The following is a 17624-nucleotide window of genomic DNA, read 5'->3' as shown; positions in this document are numbered from 1 at the left end:
AGTTACGACCGGACCCGGCCGTCGAGCATCAGGCGGCCGGCCCGGTCGAGGTGGCCGAGATCGCCGGTCGCGACGAGGCGGCCCCGGGGAAGCCAGCCTCCGACGTGCACGACGCCGGTCTCACCCGGCAGCGCCGGCCGGCCGTCGTCGGTGAGGACGTGGAGGCGTACGCCGGCCGGCGCGCGCCCGACCGTCCCCGGTGCGGCCTTGAGATCGGCCGGCGTCGCCATCGCCGCCCAACCTGCCTCGGTCGAGCCGAACAGGTTGTAGACGCGGTCGCCGAACACTTCCAGCAGCCGTTGCGACAACTGGGGATCGAGCGGTTCAGCGCCAGTCACGATGCGTACGCCGCGCGGCAGCTCGGCCGCGTCGGGGTGGGCCGCCAGTCCGGCGAGGTGTTCGGGCAACGCGAAGACGGCGGTCGGCCGGTGCTCCTTGGCGGCGGCCAACACTGCGGCCGGGTCCTTGCCGGGCACCAGGACGACGGGCGCGCCCAAGGCCAGGCCCGCCGCCAGATAGCTCAAGCCATAGCCGTGGTACGCCGGGACGGCCACGATGATCGGGCGGCCGGTCCGGATCGGGATGTGCTTCAGATGCGCCAACGCCGGGCCGAGCAGCGCTCGCCAGGTGAGCTTCCGGCGTACCGGTCGGGGGGTGCCGGTGGTGCCGGAGGTCAGCACGGTGAGCCGGCCCCGGATCGGCGGACGGCCTCGCAGGGGAGTGCCGGGCTCGCTGATGAGGGTGGTCCACGAGGTTCCCCGCGCGTCGTCGCCGATCAGCACGGTCAGGGTGTCGGCCGGTTCGGCGTGCGGTGGCAGCAGCACGGTGTCGAGGCCGAGCAGGCCGGCCGCGGTCGCGGTGATGGCGAGCCCGCGATGGGTCGCGCAGCGGATGCCGATGCGGTCGCCCGGCTGGACGCCGCGGTCCCGCAGCGCGCTCGCGCAGGACTCGGCCGCCGCCTGCAGTTCGCCCCGGGTCAGCGGGCCGGTCCGGTCGATGAGGGCGACGTCCCCGGTACGCCCACCGGCGGTGGCGGCCGCGAGCGTCCAGCCGTACCGTCGGCTCGCCCAAGCCAACCGGATCAGCCGCAGCGGGTCCATCGACGACACCGCAACGAACGGCAGCAGCCGGGCGCCGGCCGCCATGCCCCGTTCGACGGGTCCCTTGCCTGCGGTGGCCAGCACCTCGCCCGGCCGGGACCACCAGGGTTGCAGCGTACGCGGGCGGCGGGCGACCGCCCGGCACACCGTGCTCGCCGCCTCCTCCGGATCGGCGGCCGGATAGCGGCGGAAGAACTTCGTCGGCGCGCTCATCCGGGTGCGTACCAGTCCACTGTAGAAGCTGCTGACGGTGACGCCGTCGAGTCGCAATTCCGGGGCGGCACAACGCAACCACATGTCGAAGGCCGCCTTGGAAGCGAGGTACGACGACCAGTTCTGGGCCGGCGAGAGGACTCCGGCCGTCGACACGTTGACGATGTGCCCGCCGCCGTTGGCCCGCATGGCCGGAAGCAGGGTCAGCAAGAGGCGTACCGGGCCGAGATAGTTGAGGTCGGTCGTGCGTACGACGTCGTGGAAGCGGTCGGCGGTGTCGGCGACCGACCGCCGGATCGACCGGCCTGCGTTGCAGACCACGGTGTCCACCCGGCGATGCTCCCGCAGGATTTGCTCACCGAGCCGTTCGGCCTGCTCGGGATCGGAGAGGTCGGCCGGATACACGTACGCCTGACCGCCCGCGCCCTCGATCGTCGCCTGCACTTCGCGGAGGCGGCTCTCGGTACGCGCGGCGAGCAGCACGGTCGCCCCGGCCGCACCGAGCCGGACCGCCGTCGCGGCGCCGATGCCCTCCGACGCCCCCGTGACGAGCACGACGCGACCGGCCACCCGGCGTCGCAACGCGCCGTCGCCGATGCCCGGCACGACGATGCCGCCGATCACCTTCAGCCAATGTGTCGCACGTTCCACGCCGGTGAGGCTATGCCTGCCGACGGGTTCAGAGGAAGCGGCCGATCAGCTCCGCCCAGCGCAGCAGGTGCCGATCGCCGAGGTACTCCCGATGCACGAACTCGTGTGCGGCGATCCCCATCCGGGACGCCTCGGCCGGGTCGTCGATCAAGCGCCGGACCGCCCCGGCGAACCCGGCGGCGTCGGCCGGTTCGACGAGGACTCCGCGCCCGTCGGCGAGCTGGTCGAGGATGCCGCCGACGGCCGAGCCCACGACCGGGCGGCGCTTCCACATCGCCTCCGCGACGGTCAGCCCGAACCCTTCGGCCAGGCTCTTCTGCGCGATCACCACCGAGTGCCGCTGGAGGGCGTTCACCATCACGGCGTTCTCGTCGAGGTCCTCCATGGGCAGGCTCGCCAGCACCGCCCGGCGGCGGCTCTGGCGGGGCAGCGCCTGCCAGACCGCCTGGCATTCGGCGTACACCTGGGCGCCTTCGGGATCGTCGCCGACCTCGTCGACCTGCGGGCCGGCGAGGACGAGACAGCCAGGCCCGCCCGGGGCGATCCGCTCGGCGAAGGCGGTCAGCACACCGGCCATGTCCTTGAGCCGGTCCCAGCGGGAGATCTGCACCAGCATCGGCTCGTCGAGGGCCGGCAGCTCGTCGGCGAGCACCTTCGCAGTGTGGGTGACCTCGCCGGGGCGGCCGTCGCGCCGGAGGAACCGGGCCGGTCCGTCGGGCCCGCCCGCGATCACTCCGCAGGCCCGGAGCACGGCCTCGACCGTGCCCGGATCGAGCTCGGCGTTCTTGGGGGCGATCGGATCGATGGAGGGCGGGATGACGACCGTCCGCTCCTCGGGCAGGAAATCGGGCCGATAGTGCGCCAGCGAGAACACGTACGCCGAGGCCGACAGCAGATGCGGGCGCAGGAACTCCCAGGCCTCGTCGCCGACCGGCGTACGCCGATCGGCGCCGATGTGACAGCGCCAGATCACGGTGATGCCGCGGCTGGCCAGCAACGGAGCCATCCCGGCGGTCTGCGGATCGTGCAGCACCACCAGGTCACCGGGCTTGGCGAGCTCGGCCACCGCGGCGGCGTTGACCGCCGTCGTCCGGGCGTACGCCGCCGCGTCGGCCTCGGTCAGGGGCGGGCCGGACGACGCGCCGTGCATCCGGTTGTGCAGCCGCTTCGTGATCTCGAAGAATTCCCCTTCGCCGCCGACGACCAGCCATTGCGTAGGGAGTTCGGCGTCGGCGAGGTAGCCCATCAGCACCTGGAGCATCTCGGCCACGCCGCCGCCGGTGGCGGTCGAGTTGATCTGCCAGACGGTGCGCCCGTTCAACCGGCGGCGCAGATCGTCGGCAGCGGCCCGGAGGATCCGCAGCCGCTCCGCTCCGATCACCTCGCCGAGGTCGGCCAGCGCGCGGCGGGGTGGGGTGATCAGCTGTGGCGTCATCGGGCTCCTTTCACCACCTTCGATCTTTCCACGTCCCACGCCTGTCGGACACCCGCAATCGGGGACGCGCCGGGACATGCCGACGATCCCCGTGTGCCACAGCGGCGAAACATCGGGCAGGATCATGGGCATGAGATGGGACCTGGTGCTCCGCGGCGGCGACGTCCTGGACCCCGCTCGGCCCGGTGGGCCCCGCCGTGCCGACGTCGCGATCGCGCGCGGTCGGATCGCCGGGGTCGGCCCCGGGCTCACCGCCGAACCGGCCGCCGCCGGAGCCCAGACGATCGACGTCTCCGGCCGCCTCGTCACGCCGGGCCTCGTCGACCTGCACACCCACGTGTACGCCGGAGCGACGTACTGGGGCATCGACCCCGATCCGACCGCGTGGCATTCGGGGGTCACCACCTGGGTGGACGCCGGATCGGCGGGCGCCTTCACCTATCCGGCCTTCGACCGGGATCTGCGGCGGTACACCGTGGACGTTCCTGTGCTGCTCAACATCTCGGCCGTGGGACTGGCGGCGTCCACTGGGGAGTCCCGGGCACTGGAGAACTGCGACGTCGACCTGGCGGTCGCGACCGCCCGAGCGTTCGGCGATCGCGTACGCGGGTTCAAGGTGCGCGTCGACCGGCACGCCGTCGGCCCGAGCGGATTGGAGCCGCTGCGCCGCGCGATCGAGGCGGGTGAAGCGTGCGGCCTGCCCGTGATGGTCCACATCGGAGCGGCCCCGCCCACGCTCGGCGAGATCCTGCCGTTGCTGCGCGCAGGCGACATCGTCACGCATTGCGCCAGCGGAATCGCGGCCGCGGCGCTCCCGGGCGGACTCGACCCGGCCGCGAAGGAGGCGTACGCGTCGGGTGTCGTCTTCGACATCGGCCACGGATCGGGCGGCTTCGCCTTCGACATCCTGGAGGCGCAGCTGGCCGCGGGCCTCAAGCCGCACACGGTCTCGAGCGACCTGCACGCCCGCTCGCTGCACGGGCCGGTGTTCGACCTGCCCACCACGATGGCCAAGATGCTGGCGGTCGGCTGGCCGCTCGCGGAGGTCGTCGCAGCGGCGACCCGGCGACCGGCCGAGGTGCTCGGGCTGGACGCGGGCACGCTCGCCGTCGGGGCCTCGGCCGACCTCGCCGTCGTCGAGATCGTCGAAGAACCCTGGACGGTCGCCGACGTGCACGGCCAGGTACGCACAGCGCCCGTGCGGCTGGTGAACGAAGCCACCTACCGCGCCGGACGCCGATTGCCCGCCCGGCTGCCCGAGCCGCCCGCGCCCTGGATTCCGCTGACCGACGCGCAACGAGCCGCCCTGGCCGCCCGCGACTCGGCAGTCCGCGCGATGATGACTCGTCCGCTCGTGAACCCGGATGAGCTCGCCGAACAGTTCCCGCGTACCGGAGGTTGACCCATGCCCAAGAAGATCGTCCAGGCCGAAGACGTCGCGCCGTCGCCCGCCCCGCTGTCCCACGCGGTCGTGGCGGGGGAGTTCGCGTACTTGTCGGGGCAGGTGCCCACGCGGCCCGACGGCACCTGGGTGAAGGGCGACTTCGCGGAGCAGGCGCGCGCCGCGTTCGACAACCTCGCCAACGTTGCCCGCGCCTGCGGCGGTGACCTCGGCCAGGCCGTACGCGTCGGCGTCTACCTGCGCGACTGGGCGGACTTCGCCGAGATGAACGAGATCTACCGCGAGTACTTCCCCGCCGACGCATTTCCGGCGCGGACGACCGTGCCGGTGGCGCTCAACGGGTTCGACATCGAGGTCGACGCCGTCCTCTACCTCGGCTAACGCGTCCGCAACCTGCGGCTAGCGTGCGCGCAATCGGCGCAGGCGGCGGTGGATGGTCAGCCGCCTGCGTGGCCGGACCGGGGCGTCGAGGGTCGCCGCCCAGCTCAGCGCCTCGTCCACCATGGACCGGGTGAGTCCCTCGGCCGGGTCGGCCGCGATCAGCAGCGTCGGCTCGGCCCGCCGATCGGCCCACGCGTACGCCTGTGGAGTCAGCATGTCGTCGATCCACACCGCCGGACGACCGGCGGCGAACTCGGCGATCGCCGGAACCTTGTCCTCGGGCCGGAACGGCGCGGGCGGAAACTGCACCACCGGCAGCTGCGCCAGCCCGAGGAACGGGGCGAGCAGCCGGTTGGCGTTGACGCCCCACCCGGTCGCCCAGATCAACTCGAACATGCCGCCGAGGTCGGCCAGCCACGAGCCGTGGTCCTCGCACAGGCGGACCGGCTCCTCGGCCGGGAAGAAGGCGTACTCGCCGAACCCGGCGGGGCAGCTGACGGCGGCATAGGGGTTGAGGACGCCGTCGACGTCGAGCAAGAGCATCGGACGGGGCACGGACTTCGATGCTACACGTTACCCTCCGCGCCCGACCTCCCGCTTTCGGCCAGGGGTTGGCGAGATCAGCTGACCTTCTTCGCCGAGGTCAGGGCGTTGGCGAGTTGTTCCAGTACGCCGGCGCTGCCGGCGTAGGAGAACCGGGGCTCGCTGTTCCAGCCGACGATCTGCCCGGCCTTGACGGCGGGCAGCTGGTTCCAGGTCGGCTTGCCGGTGAGGTCCTTGGGCTGCAACGTGGAGCTGCGGTTGTCGAGCAGCAGCACGTCGGCGGCGTACTTCCCGGCGTTCTCCCAGCTCAGGCTCTCGAAGTAGCCGAGGTCGTCGAGCTTGTCCGGGACGATGACGTCCACACCCAGCTCCTTGAAGTACATGATGTCGCTGTTCATGCCGGGGTTCGACGCGTAGAACAGGTCGGCCGCGGCCGAGCAGGCGAGCACCTTCAGCCCGGTGGACTTGCCGGCCTCGCCGAGCTTCTTCGCCGTGGCCTCGAACCGGGTCTTCGCGTCGGTCACCTTCGCTGCGGTCAGATCCGCGCCGAGCGAGCCCGCCAGATCGGCGTACCGCTCGATGATCTTGTTGAGTGGGGTGCGCGCGGCGTTGATGCCGACCGTGGGCGCGAGGGGGACGATCTTGTCCTTGCTCTCGTCCGGGACGTACCAGAGGGCGTCCTTGGAGTACATGTTGGTGATCAGGACGTCGGGGCGCAGCGCGGCGTATTTCTCCACATTGAACTCTCCCCAGACGTTGCCGAGGATCTCGGCCTTGTCGACGGGGAAGTCGCCGGCCTGAACGTCGGGCTTGCCGTCCGCGGTCTTGGTCGGGCCGAACACGCCGACGATCTGGTCGCTGACGCCGAAGTCGTACAGTGCGGCGGCCGAACCGATGAACGTGACGATCTTCTGCGGCCGGCTCGGGGTGGCCGCCTGCTGACCGCGGTCGTCGGTGAACGACCAGGCCCCGCCCCCGCTCGGCGTCGAGCTGGGCTGGTCGTCGGAGCCGCAGGCGCTGGTCAGGGCGGCCAGGCCGAGGGCTCCGGCGGCCGAAAGCAGGCCGCGGCGGCTGAAGGTGTGCGTCATCGTTCTACTCCTGCGATGGGGATGGGGGTCGGGCTTCCGCCCTAGCTGTGGTTAGGCTAGCCTTACCTGAGTCAGTGTTGTCAAGTGAAGCTCGCATGCCGGGCGTGTCACGTCTTTTTCGGAGATATCCCCCGTGAAATCCCGACCCCCCAACCGCTCCGCCGTCCTGCTGGGGTCCGCGGCCCTGCTGGTCGTCGCGGCCGTGCTCAGCCTCGCGGTGGGCGCCCGGCCCATGGCGCTGTCCGAGGTCTGGTCCGGCCTCGTCGACCCCCACTCCGCCGCCTATCCAGTGGTACGCGAAATGCGCCTGCCGCGTACGCTGCTCGGCCTCGAAGTCGGCACGGCCCTGGGTCTCGCCGGTGGCGTGATGCAGGCGCTGACCCGCAATCCGCTGGCCGATCCGGGCCTGCTCGGCATCAACGCCGGAGCCTCCGCCGCCGTCGTCACGGGCATCACCGTGCTTGGCATCGGGTCGCTCAGCGGCTACGTGTGGTTCGCCTTCCTCGGTGCGGCAGCGGTGTCGGTGCTCGTCTGGGCGGTCGGCGGCGGGCGTACCGCGACACCGGGGCGGCTCGCGCTGGCCGGAGCTGCGATCAACGCCGTGCTGTACGCGTACGTGTCGGCGGTGCAGCTGCTCGACACGGCTTCGTTGGACGCGATGCGGTTCTGGACGGTCGGCTCGCTGGCGGCATCCGGTGCGTCGGCCACCGTGTTCATCGCGCCGTTCATCGCCGTCGGGCTGATCGCCGTCGCGGTGCTGGCCCGGCCGTTGAACGCGCTCGCGCTCGGTGACGACTCGGCCCGGGCGCTGGGCGCTCGACCGGCGCTGGTCCGGGCGGGCAGCATCGTCGCCATCACGCTGCTCTGCGGTGCGGCGACCGCCGCCTGCGGGCCCATCGTCTTCGTCGGGCTGCTGGTGCCGCACCTGGTCCGCCCGCTCACCGGCCCGGACATGCGCTGGCTGCTCGCGGTGAGCGCGTTGGTCGCCCCGTTCGTGCTGCTCAGTGCGGACGTGCTCGGCCGTGTCCTCGCCCGGCCCGCCGAAGTGCAGGTCGGCATCGTCACCGCGGTCGCCGGAGGCGCCTTCTTCATCTGGGCGGTACGCCGCACACGGGCGGTCGCGGTATGACGGTCATTCGCACTGGCACCGTGTCGGTCCGGCTCCGCCCGCGCTCTGTCCTGGCCGGAGTCGTCGTGCTCGCCGTCGCGGTCGGCTGCGCCCTGCTCCTGCTGAGCACCGGGGACTATCCGCTCAGCCCGGACGCGGCGCTCAAGGCGGTCCTCGGCTCCGGTACGCCCGCCGACGCGTACATCGTCCAGGAGTTGCGGGCACCCCGGGTGGTGACGGCGTTGCTCGCCGGAGCCGCGTTGGCCCTGGCCGGCGCGATCTTCCAGGCGTTGACCCGCAATCCGCTCGGCAGCCCCGACGTACTCGGCTTCACCCAGGGGTCGGCGGCCGGTGCGCTGCTCGCGATCGTCGTCGCGGGCGGCGGCAGCCTGACCTTGGCGGCCGGAGCCCTGGTCGGCGGGATCGTCACCGGCGCGGGGATCTACCTGCTGGCCGTCCGGCACGGTACGCACGGCAACCACCTGGTGCTGGTCGGCATCGGCGTCGCCGCCGTGCTCACCGGAGTCAACGGGTACTTGTTCACCCGGGCCGAGATCACCGACGCGTCGCGGGCGATGCTGTGGCTCACGGGGAGCCTCGACGGCCGGGGCTGGGAGGACGCGTTGCCTCTGCTAGGAGTGCTGGCCGTCGTCGGCCCGATCGTCCTGTTCGGACTGTCCCGGCCGCTGTCGGCGCTGGCGCTCGGCGACGACCAGGCTCTCGCGCTCGGCGTACGCGTCACCCCGGTACGCGTATCGCTGCTCGGCGCTGCGGTGCTGCTCTGCTCGGCCGCTGCCGCAGCCGCCGGCCCGGTGGCGTTCGTCGCGTTGACCGCACCGCAGGTGGCGCGGCGGATCACCGGCGATCCCGGGCCCAACCTGCTGTCCTCGCTTCTGGTGGGGGCGGCGTTGATGACCTCGGCCGACCTCGCCGCCCAGCGGCTGGTGCCCGGCCGGGACCTGCCCGTCGGAGTGCTCACCGGCATCCTCGGCGGCGCTTATCTCGTATGGCTGCTCGCGGCGCGTCGCCGCTTCGCCGGAGGGGGACGTTCATGACGCGGCTTGCCGCAACGGGATTGCAGCTCGCGTACGAGCGCCGGGTCGTCGCCGAAGATCTCGGCGTGGAGATCCCGGACGGCTCGTTCACCGTCATCGTCGGGCCCAACGCGTGTGGCAAGTCCACGCTGCTCAAGGCGCTGGCCCGGACGCTGCGGCCGCGGTCCGGCAGCGTACTGCTGGACGGAAAGGACATCCGGGAGGTGCCGGCCAAGACGGTCGCGCGCACGCTCGGTCTGCTGCCGCAGAGTTCGATCGCGCCGGACGGCATCACCGTCGCCGACCTGGTCGCCCGCGGCCGCTACCCGCACCAAGGCCTGCTACGTCAGTGGTCGGCGAACGACGAGGAAGTCGTCCAGCAGTCCATGCTCGCGACCGGTGTGGCCGACCTCGCGACCGCCTTCGTCGACGAACTGTCCGGCGGTCAGCGGCAGCGCGTCTGGATCGCCATGGCGCTCGCCCAGCAGACCCCGTTGCTGCTGCTCGACGAGCCGACGACCTACCTGGACATCGCCCACCAGCTCGACGTGCTCGACCTGTGCGCGCGCCTGCACTCCGACGCCGAGCACACCTTGGTCGCCGTGCTGCACGACCTCAACCAGGCCGCCCGGTACGCCACCCACCTGATCGCCATGCGCGACGGCCGGATCGTCGCGGAGGGCAAGCCGGCCGAGATCGTCACCGCCGCGCTGATCGAGGAGGTGTTCGGGCTGCCGTGCCGGGTGGTCGAGTGCCCGGAGACCGGGGCTCCGTTGGTGATCCCGGCCGCCCGCCGCGCCGTCCTTTCGGGGCACCCTCTGGTGGCGCTGGATCACGGATCCGGGTCGAATCTTGCCCCATGATTCGGCCCAGAACCCTGATCTGGTGCCTTACCGGCCGCCCTATGCTGGGCGGATGGATCTCGTCTTCCGCTTCGCCGCCGAATCCGACGTGCCGGCCCTCGTCGAGCTCGTGGAGTCGGCGTACCGGGGTGACGCCAGCCGGGCCGGGTGGACCACGGAGGCGGACTTCCTCGACGGCCAGCGTACCGACGCCGACGAGGTCGCCGGGCTCCTCGATGACGACGACAGCCGCGTGCTGGTCGCCGCGGTCGCCGATCGGCCCGGCGACCTCGTGGCCTGCTGCCACCTCGAGAACCGCGGCGACTACGCGTATTTCGGGATGTTCGCCGTGCGCCCGGGTCTGCAGGGTGGCGGCGTCGGCAAGGCGGTCATCAACGAGGCGGAACGCGTGGCGCGCACGGATTTCGGCGTACGCGAGATGCACATGACCGTCATCTCCGTCCGGGAGGAACTGATCGCCTGGTACGCCCGCCGGGGCTACACGCGTACCGGCAAGACGAGCCCGTTCCCGTACGGCGACGAGCGCTTCGGGCTGCCGAAGCGCGACGACCTGGAGTTCGAGCTGCTCATCAAGCCGCTGACCTGAGCCGAAGGTCCAGTGTGGACGTACGGACTTGTCGTAACTGATGCGGATTCACGGCGAAAGCTGTAGGTTATTCGCGTGGTACCGAACGTCGCTGCGCTGTGGTTTCTGCTCGTCCTCTTCGCCGTCTACGCCACCGGCTGGCTGATCGTCCCGGGCGTGCGGCGGTGGACGCGCGACACCGCGAGGCTGCGCACGGCGACGGTGCTGCGGCGGGAGCGCCTGTCCACCTTGGCCGTCGAGTCCACCCGGTACGCCGGTGAGGTGACCGTCGCGGCCGACCGCGCCGCCGCCCGCGAGATCCGGCTGCGCGAGCTGTGGCACACCGCGCAGGCGGAGCTGGACCAGGCCGAACGGGCCTTCGACGCGGCCGACGAGCGGTGGCGTCGCCTGACGCTGGCGGCCGCCGTCACAACTGAGACGGACGAGCACGAGGACCTGCCCACCCGCGTACGCCACCTGCGCCGCATCGTCACCGAGGCGGCCCTGCGCGGTCAGATCTCCCCGCTGGCCCTCGGCGACGCCGTAGCCGGGCGCGACGGCTGGGATGCCCAACGCCCCCTCGCCGATCAGGAACGCCAGCTGAGCCGGGTCGTACGCCAAGCCCGCGAGACGGCGTACCGGGCCGTCGCCCAGCGCGAACGCAACGCCTGGGACGCCTATGTCGCCGCCGCCGACCAGGCGCGCAGCCTACGCCGGGAGGCCAACGCCGCCGCCGAACGGGCGCAGCACGCGCTTTCGCTGCTCGCCCCGGCTCGCGTACAGCCGCAGCCGCTGACGACGGCCGCGTGGAACGCACCGACGCAGGTGCTGACCGTCGCGCGCCGCCAGCCCTGAGCCCCTCGCCACCCATCGCCCGCTCCCGTAGGCTGCCGATCAGTCCGTTCGGGGAACGATCAGGGCGCTGTGGACACGACACGCCGGTCGATGATGGCCGAAAGTTCATGATCGCGCGGAAAGCAACCGGGGGGCGCGCGGAAAGCAACCGGGGGGCGCGCGGAAAGCAACCGGGGGGCGCGCGGAAAGCAACCGACGGGAGGGGCGCGATGGCGGACGAGTGGCTGCTCTACGGCGCGTACGGGTACACGGGTGAGCTGATCGCCCGGGAGGCGAAGTCCCGCGGGCTGCGCCCGATCCTCGCGGGACGCGACGAGGCCAGGCTCAAGCCGTTCGCGGAGGAACTCGGCCTCGAAATGCGCTCGTTCCCGCTCGACGATCCGGCCCGGCTCGACGACGGCCTGCGCGGCGTCAAGGTCGTGCTGCACTGTGCCGGCCCGTTCTCGCGTACGGCGAAGCCGATGCTGGCCGCGTGCCTGCGCGCGAAGGCGCACTACCTCGACATCACGGGCGAGATCGACGTCCTGGAACACGCGTACGCGCTCGACGAGCAGGCCAAACAGGCCGGGATCGTGGTGTGCCCGGCGGTTGGCTTCGACGTCATCCCGACCGATTGCGTCGCCGCCACGCTCGCCGCCGAACTGCCGGACGCGACGCAGCTCCGGCTCGGCTTCGACACCCGTTCGGCGTTGTCACCGGGGACCGCGAAGACCACTGTGGAGGGCGCGGTCGGTGGCACCCGGGTACGCCGCGGTGGCCGGTTGACCAGGGTGCCGATGGGCAGCCTCACCCGCACCATCGACTTCGGCCAGGGGGAGAAGCTCGCGGTCGCCATCCCGTGGGGCGACGTCGCCAGCGCGTACCGCACGACCGGCATCCCCGACATCGAGGTCTATCTGCCCACCTCGCCCCGCCAGGTCCGCGCGCTGCGCTTCACCGAGTTCGCGCGGCCCGTCCTGCGACTCGGTGCGGTGCAACGCTTCCTCCAGTCCCGCGCGGGCAAGCGTCCCGGCCCGACGCCCGAGACCCGCGCGAAACGCCCGATGCACGTCTGGGGCGAGGCGATCACACCCGGCGAGCGCCGCGTCGCCCGCATCACCACGGCCAACGGCTACGACCTCACCGTCACCGGCTCACTGCCCATCGTGGTCCAGCTCCTTTCCGACGGATACGCCGAAAGCGGTGCCCGGACACCGTCACAACTGATGGGGGCGGACTACGTCACGAAACTCCCCGGCTCCTCCCCGATGATCCTCACCAATCATGGAGGGCTTTGATCGCCTGGATGATGAGCCTGGCGGTCTCCAGACCGAGTCGCTTTCTCCCGCCCAGGCTGGAGGCAAGTTCTGCCAGCCGCGAATGGTCGTCGGTCAGGGCGAACGCGTGCAGGAGGAGACGTAAGTGGTCGTCGTAGTACAGATCGAGATCCCAAAGCCATGCCACCTCGTCGAGCAGATCCGGATGTATGCCCACAGCCAACGCCAGCGCGACCGGGTCGATCGCGGTGTACCGACGCGCTTGCCCCAGCCACTCGACATAGTCCCGCACATCGTGCCGGGAGAGATCATCGACGCGTGTGACGAGGACCCGCTTCACCAGCTCGACGGCGGTCGAGAGCTGGTCGCCGGGCACGTCACTCGTGGGCGTCGGCAGCTCTGGGACGTCGACTGACAAACGGGTTCCGACGAGATCGGGAATCAAGGCGCTGATCGTGGACTCGTCCCAGGGGTCGCCCGGTAGGTAGTACACCTTGCCTTCGACGGCGTGGCCGTACCGCAGTCGCGTTTCGGCTTGCGCGTCGCCGATCAGCCGCGCGAGCCGGAGGTCCACGTCATGAGCAAGGACATTCCGGAAGTAGTAGACCGGCCGGATCTGCGTGCCTGCCCGGCTGATCAGGCCGAGGATCGCGGTCAAACCGGACTCGTCGAGCCCCGCCTCCCAGAGTTTGACGATCGATCGCCAGTTCGTCATCGCCTCGTCGGCGGGCCACAGGTTCGCCAGGTCGAGGAAAGGCGTCGCAGGACTTGGCAGGGCGACCCGAAGCATCAGGAGGTTCGCCGTGTACGCGGCCAGCCGGCGTACCTGGTCGGCCGGCGTCGGGCGGTACTCGGGATACAAGGGCGTCCCGGAGCGCTGCCGCACCCGGAGGAACAGATTCTCGAGCGTACGCAGGGTCCGGTCCTGCTGGTCGGCCGGATACTCGCCGAAGATGTCCGCCGCGAAATCGAGGATCGACCCACGAGTCGCGAGTGGGTGATGGGCGAGCATCGTGGACAGCTCGCCGTCGTCCGGCTCCCGTTTCGAGCCACGCCCGGAGGTGAGGACCAAGTCCTCGACCAGTTCCATCGTCCGGTGAGCGATCAGGTACTCGCCGAAGGTGGCGTGCAGGAATTGGTAGGCCCGCTGGGCGGGCACTCCCGGGGCGGTGCGGGCCTGGTCGGCGTGGACGAACAAGAACCGCCCGACGATCCGGAAGGCGATTTCCTCCGGCCGCTCGGTCTGGCCGTCGGCGAGGCGTAGCCCGATCGTGTCCGAGGCCAGTTCGAGATCGCTGACGTTCTGCCGACCGCGATTGAACATCGCGAACGCGGCCAACGCCAGCCGTTGCAGTTGCTCGGCGATCCGCTCGTCGTCGGCTTCGACGCGGGCCCGTCCCTTCGTCTTCGACAATTCCCGGCGGATGAAGTTGTCGAACAGCCGCCGATAGAGCCGGGCAGCCGACAAGTCCGCGTCCAGCGGTATCGCCGTCGGATCCGCCGAGTACAGGGTTAGCATCAACAGCAACAGTGGCTGCCGGGCCAGCTCCGGCTGCGTCAGCACATCCGCGGCGGCGACGTCCCGGACGTCGCCGGCGGTGATGCCGGGTGCATTGGCCCGCCGCCATCGGTCCAGCCACGCCACGATCTGATCGCCGTCGAAGTCTTCGAGTTTGACCACGACGGTGCCGGGCGGCAGGTTCACCCGGTCGGCCACGAGAGTGCGCGAAGTGACGATGACGAACACCGGGTGCCCGAGATCGGCCTCGCGGCGTTGGAACTCGGCGACGTCGTGCAGATAGCCGCTGCGATTGTCTGTGGTGGCCTGGAGGAGCTCGTCCAGCCCGTCCAGCAGCACGACGCGAATCGTGGCGGCGGCTTCGTCGCTGAGCCGGGACCAGCTCACCCGCCCGTGCGTGCCGAGGTCGAGCGCCTCCTGAATCTGATCGTGTACCCGGAGGTTGGCGTTGACGGCGCGCAGCGACACCCGCACGATCGTGTACGCCTGTGGCGGGAACCGCCCGGCCAGCACCTTGGTGAGCAGGGACTTCCCCGCGCCGGGGTGGCCCAGGAGCAACATCGGAGCCTGCGCGCCGTCCGCCGAGGTCACATAGGTGGTGAGCAGAAGGTCGAGGTTCGATCGGACGGGCTGTTGCCGCCACCAGGTCTCGTCGGCCGGGCGGGCGTCGGCGTCCGGTGGTATCAGCCGATAGCGCGGGTCGATGAAGGCGTCCTCGACGGTCGGGAAGGCAACTGCTGTGTGATACCGCTCGGCGTGGTCAGGAACGATCGGCTCTCGCAGCACTCCCTGGTTGAGCCGATGCACCGCCTCGGCCAGTGGCCCGTACGCCGCCTTCGCCGGGGCGAGTTCGGTCAGCAGCCGCTCGACGCGTACCAGGCCCTGCAGCCGGTCCTGCACATCGTCTAGGCGGCTGTTGATGGCGGCGGTCTCGGTGAGCATCGCCCAGATCCGGAATTCGGGTACCGTCGCGGCCAATTCGAGGTAGCGCGAGCGGTAGCGGGCGACCGCTCGATCGACGACGGAGGTGTCCACCTCTACCTGGCCGGCCAGCCCATCGAGGAAGGTCTGCGTCCGGATGGTCAGAAAGAAGTACCAATTGGTGAGTTCGCTGAGGTTCGCCGCGAAGCCGCGGGCGGCGGAGGGCGCGGGCACGGCGACCTCGTACAACGCGTCGAAGGCTCCAGCTGCGCCGCGGCCCCCTACGAGCCGGAGCCGGTCCTTAGCTGTGAGCGCGACGAGTGCGGAGTTCCGGTCGCCCAACTCCTCCTGCAGCACCTCGAAATACGCGGACACCGCGAGCACAGTATGCGCGGCGATCACGAGGTGGTGGCGTTCTGGTCCCCGAGTCCCGTGAATCCGGCCCTGGACAGCACGGGACACGGACCGCAACAGATCCATCGCCTCGTTCTTCTGGTCGATCCAGCCCCACACTGCGGCCAGCACCACGGCGGCCGGGACCGCTGCGGCACCGGACGACAAGGCGAGGGCCGCCCCGGCGGTCAGGGCGAGCCCGCCGAGCGCCTTGCTGAGCCGCTCGATGCTCTTGTGCTCGTAGTGTCCGAGGATCCGCAGGGCGCCGGCGTAGGACAGCGCCGAGTCGTAACGCATGGAGGCGACGATAGCCACTTCGTCCAATGACGACCGTCAGCATCGGGACAGTAGACTCACTCAGGGTGACCGCCGAATTCGACGTCGACTCCAGCGCCCCGGTCTTCTATCTGAGCTACGCACGACCGCGACCGGTCCTCGGTGACACCCGGCGCGACCGCCCGGAGCACGTCCGCAACCTCTTCTTCGACCTGAGCGAGCAGGTGGCCGAACTCGTCGCGCCGCAAGCAGGACAGGAGCCCGGGTTCATGGACGCGTCGCTGGAGGGCGGCGGGCGGTGGGACGACGCCATCTTGTCGGCGGTCGGCCGTTGTCAGGTCTTCGTCGCGCTGTTGTCTCCGGCGTACTTCCGAAGTCAGTGGTGCGCGATGGAATGGAATGCGTTCGCTCGGCGTCGGGTGCAGCCCCATTATGCCGGAGCGGCCGGCCACGACACGAACATCGTGCCGGTCCTGTGGACCCCCCGCGTAGGTGACGTCCCCGAACCGGTGAGCCGGGTCAGCGCGTTTGTGCCGACCGGGCTGCCAGGGGACTACGCGGCTCGATATCGCGAGAACGGGCTGCTCGGCCTCCTCCATACCCATCAGGCCGATGTCTACCACGCGGTCGTCTGGAAGCTGGCGCTGCGAATCCGGCAGCAGGCTTCGGCGTCGCACGTGGAGCCGGAGGTACTGCGAAGCACCGAAGGGCTGGCCCGGAGCTTCGGGGGCGACCGGTGACCACGCCGTTCTTCGTCAGTTATGCGTCGCCGGTACCGTCCAACGCGGACACGCGTTCCCCCTGGCCCAGTCACGGCGTCGCGCCGTTCTACGCCGACTTGTGCCGGCTTCTGGGTGTGCTGACGGGCGGTCGCCGGCCGGTTCGGGGCTTCCTCGATCTGGACCTGCCCGACGGCGTCGATCTGGACGACGCCCGGCGGCGCGCGATGGACAGTGCCCGAGTCTTCGTGCCGTTGTACTCGCCGGTCTACTTTCGGCGTCTGCCCGCCGAATACGCCGTGTTCCACCAGCGCGAAGTGGCAGTGCTCCCAGTGCTGTGGACCGCCTTCGGCACCGGTGAGCACGCCGCGGAAACCGAGGCCGCGCTGGAGGTCGTCGACGATCCCCAGTACGCCGAGAACGGCTTGCGGGCGCTGCGGATGCTCAAGGCGTACGACGAGAGCTATGCCGTAGTGATGGAGGCCCTCGCGGTTCGGCTCGGGCAGCTGCTCCGGCCGGCGCTCACCTGATCGGCTTCGAACCGCGAATTGAGGAGTGTTGATGTCGGTGAGGCTTCCCCGCTCGGTTCTTATCACCCTGGTGACCCTGGGCACGCTGCTGCTCGCGCTGAGCGTCTACCTCGAGCTGTGCCATCTGGAGCTGCTGTCGCGCCACCCGATCCTGGTGAACCTCCTATCGGGCATGGTCGGGTTCTGCTTCGGCGTCGTGGCACTGTCCGCAGTGCTGGCGAGCGTGCTGGACGGGGCTCAGCGGCGGGAAGCCAACGCGGCGCTCAGCGCTCAGCTGACGCAATGCACGGCCAAGCTGCAACGCATGCTGGGCAGCCTCGACGCCGGCCCGTCCAAGGGCCATGGCCTCGGCAGACTCTATCCCGCGACCGCTCGTATGATCGGCCAAGTCTGGCTTTACTCCGACGGCGTCGGCCCGTTCGCCATGTCTCTCCATCCCCAGGCGCTGGCGGCCGCGTCGGACTGGGTCGGGGTCTGGGAGGGGCTCGTTTCGCGCGGCGGAGTGCCCGTCGCCAGCGAGGCGCGGGGCGAAATCGAGCGATGCCGGGCGTCGTTGAACGCCTCGACGCGGCAGCCGACCGGGGCGATGGCGGCCAAACTGCTCGACGACCTCGGTGCCCTGGCCGACCGCTGTCCCTGAGGGAGACCGCATTACCTGGGAGGTAATCGACGTCATGACGTCGGGCCGCGACAGTAGGCGCATGAATCTTCTGCGTTTCGCGTTGCGACTGGACGCCGGGGCCTCGGCCGGGCTCGGCGTCGTCATCCTCGC

Annotated in this window: 16 protein-coding genes; 11 read left to right on the top strand and 5 right to left on the bottom strand. The window is 70.7% G+C overall.

Features of this window, described 5'->3' with window-relative positions:
* Nucleotides 1-2 precede the first annotated feature (2 nt).
* On the bottom strand, nt 3-1964 hold the full coding sequence (locus HOV77_RS25385; RefSeq protein WP_290865845.1) for an SDR family NAD(P)-dependent oxidoreductase: 1962 nt from the start codon (nt 1962-1964) through the stop codon (nt 3-5).
* Between the two features lie 28 nt (nt 1965-1992).
* A complete protein-coding gene (locus HOV77_RS25380) occupies nt 1993-3399 on the bottom strand; it encodes a glycosyltransferase (protein WP_290865843.1) in 1407 nt (468 codons plus the stop codon).
* Between the two features lie 130 nt (nt 3400-3529).
* Here HOV77_RS25380 and HOV77_RS25375 point away from each other — a divergent pair, with 130 nt between their 5' ends.
* Both HOV77_RS25375 and HOV77_RS25370 read left to right on the top strand, forming a co-directional pair.
* Complete coding sequence (locus HOV77_RS25375) at nt 3530-4801, top strand: amidohydrolase/deacetylase family metallohydrolase (RefSeq protein WP_290865841.1); 1272 nt, start codon at nt 3530-3532, stop codon at nt 4799-4801.
* Nucleotides 4802-4804: 3 nt separating this feature from the next.
* Nucleotides 4805-5182, top strand: coding sequence for a RidA family protein (locus tag HOV77_RS25370; RefSeq protein ID WP_290865839.1), 378 nt, complete (start codon nt 4805-4807; stop codon nt 5180-5182).
* Between the two features lie 18 nt (nt 5183-5200).
* Here the strand turns inward: HOV77_RS25370 and HOV77_RS25365 are convergent, their stop codons facing one another.
* Together HOV77_RS25365 and HOV77_RS25360 are read right to left on the bottom strand one after the other, a co-directional pair.
* A complete protein-coding gene (locus HOV77_RS25365) occupies nt 5201-5737 on the bottom strand; it encodes an HAD domain-containing protein (protein WP_290865837.1) in 537 nt (178 codons plus the stop codon).
* A gap of 65 nt (nt 5738-5802) precedes the next feature.
* Nucleotides 5803-6813: an ABC transporter substrate-binding protein gene (locus tag HOV77_RS25360; RefSeq protein WP_290865835.1), complete on the bottom strand. Its 1011-nt coding sequence runs from the start codon at nt 6811-6813 to the stop codon at nt 5803-5805.
* A 166-nt stretch (nt 6814-6979) separates the two neighbouring features.
* Between HOV77_RS25360 and HOV77_RS25355 the strand changes: the two genes are divergently transcribed.
* From HOV77_RS25355 to HOV77_RS25330, 6 genes are all read left to right on the top strand, one after another.
* Nucleotides 6980-7942: an iron chelate uptake ABC transporter family permease subunit gene (locus tag HOV77_RS25355; protein WP_290865956.1), complete on the top strand. Its 963-nt coding sequence runs from the start codon at nt 6980-6982 to the stop codon at nt 7940-7942.
* The gene (locus HOV77_RS25350; RefSeq protein ID WP_290865833.1) at nt 7939-8976 is read left to right on the top strand and encodes an iron chelate uptake ABC transporter family permease subunit; all 1038 of its coding nucleotides are present in this window, start codon (nt 7939-7941) and stop codon (nt 8974-8976) included. The genes HOV77_RS25355 and HOV77_RS25350 overlap by 4 nt, the downstream gene beginning before the upstream one ends.
* The gene (locus tag HOV77_RS25345) at nt 8973-9818 is read left to right on the top strand and encodes an ABC transporter ATP-binding protein (RefSeq protein ID WP_290865831.1); all 846 of its coding nucleotides are present in this window, start codon (nt 8973-8975) and stop codon (nt 9816-9818) included. Before HOV77_RS25350 ends, HOV77_RS25345 begins: the two co-directional genes overlap by 4 nt.
* Before the next feature lie 52 nt (nt 9819-9870).
* Complete coding sequence (locus tag HOV77_RS25340) at nt 9871-10404, top strand: GNAT family N-acetyltransferase (RefSeq protein WP_290865829.1); 534 nt, start codon at nt 9871-9873, stop codon at nt 10402-10404.
* A gap of 75 nt (nt 10405-10479) precedes the next feature.
* Complete coding sequence (locus HOV77_RS25335; protein ID WP_290865827.1) at nt 10480-11238, top strand: hypothetical protein; 759 nt, start codon at nt 10480-10482, stop codon at nt 11236-11238.
* 209 nt (nt 11239-11447) lie between these two features.
* Nucleotides 11448-12515 (top strand): saccharopine dehydrogenase NADP-binding domain-containing protein, encoded by a 1068-nt coding sequence (locus HOV77_RS25330; protein ID WP_290865825.1) that lies wholly within the window; start codon nt 11448-11450, stop codon nt 12513-12515.
* On the opposite strand, the gene HOV77_RS25325 is transcribed toward HOV77_RS25330, so the two are convergent.
* Nucleotides 12493-15624, bottom strand: a complete 3132-nt coding sequence (locus HOV77_RS25325) for a hypothetical protein (protein ID WP_290865823.1) — start codon at nt 15622-15624, stop codon at nt 12493-12495. The genes HOV77_RS25330 and HOV77_RS25325 overlap by 23 nt on opposite strands.
* Nucleotides 15625-15689: 65 nt before the next feature.
* On the opposite strand from HOV77_RS25325, the gene HOV77_RS25320 reads away from it, so the two are divergent.
* Genes HOV77_RS25320 through HOV77_RS25310 form a run of 3 tightly spaced genes read left to right on the top strand, consistent with a single transcriptional unit; the run spans nt 15690 to nt 17492 of the window.
* Nucleotides 15690-16343 carry a TIR-like protein FxsC gene (locus tag HOV77_RS25320; RefSeq protein ID WP_290865821.1) on the top strand — a complete coding sequence of 218 codons (654 nt, stop codon included), beginning with the start codon at nt 15690-15692 and terminating at the stop codon, nt 16341-16343.
* On the top strand, nt 16340-16852 hold the full coding sequence (locus tag HOV77_RS25315; protein WP_290865819.1) for a hypothetical protein: 513 nt from the start codon (nt 16340-16342) through the stop codon (nt 16850-16852). The genes HOV77_RS25320 and HOV77_RS25315 overlap by 4 nt, the downstream gene beginning before the upstream one ends.
* A 31-nt stretch (nt 16853-16883) precedes the next feature.
* A complete protein-coding gene (locus HOV77_RS25310) occupies nt 16884-17492 on the top strand; it encodes a hypothetical protein (RefSeq protein ID WP_290865817.1) in 609 nt (202 codons plus the stop codon).
* Nucleotides 17493-17624: the final 132 nt, after the last annotated feature.

This window comes from Hamadaea sp. (genome assembly GCF_013362815.1).
Lineage (GTDB): Bacteria > Actinomycetota > Actinomycetes > Mycobacteriales > Micromonosporaceae > Hamadaea.
The sequence above is the reverse complement of the archived record's forward strand: the minus strand, read 5'-3'. Positions and strand labels throughout refer to the sequence as shown.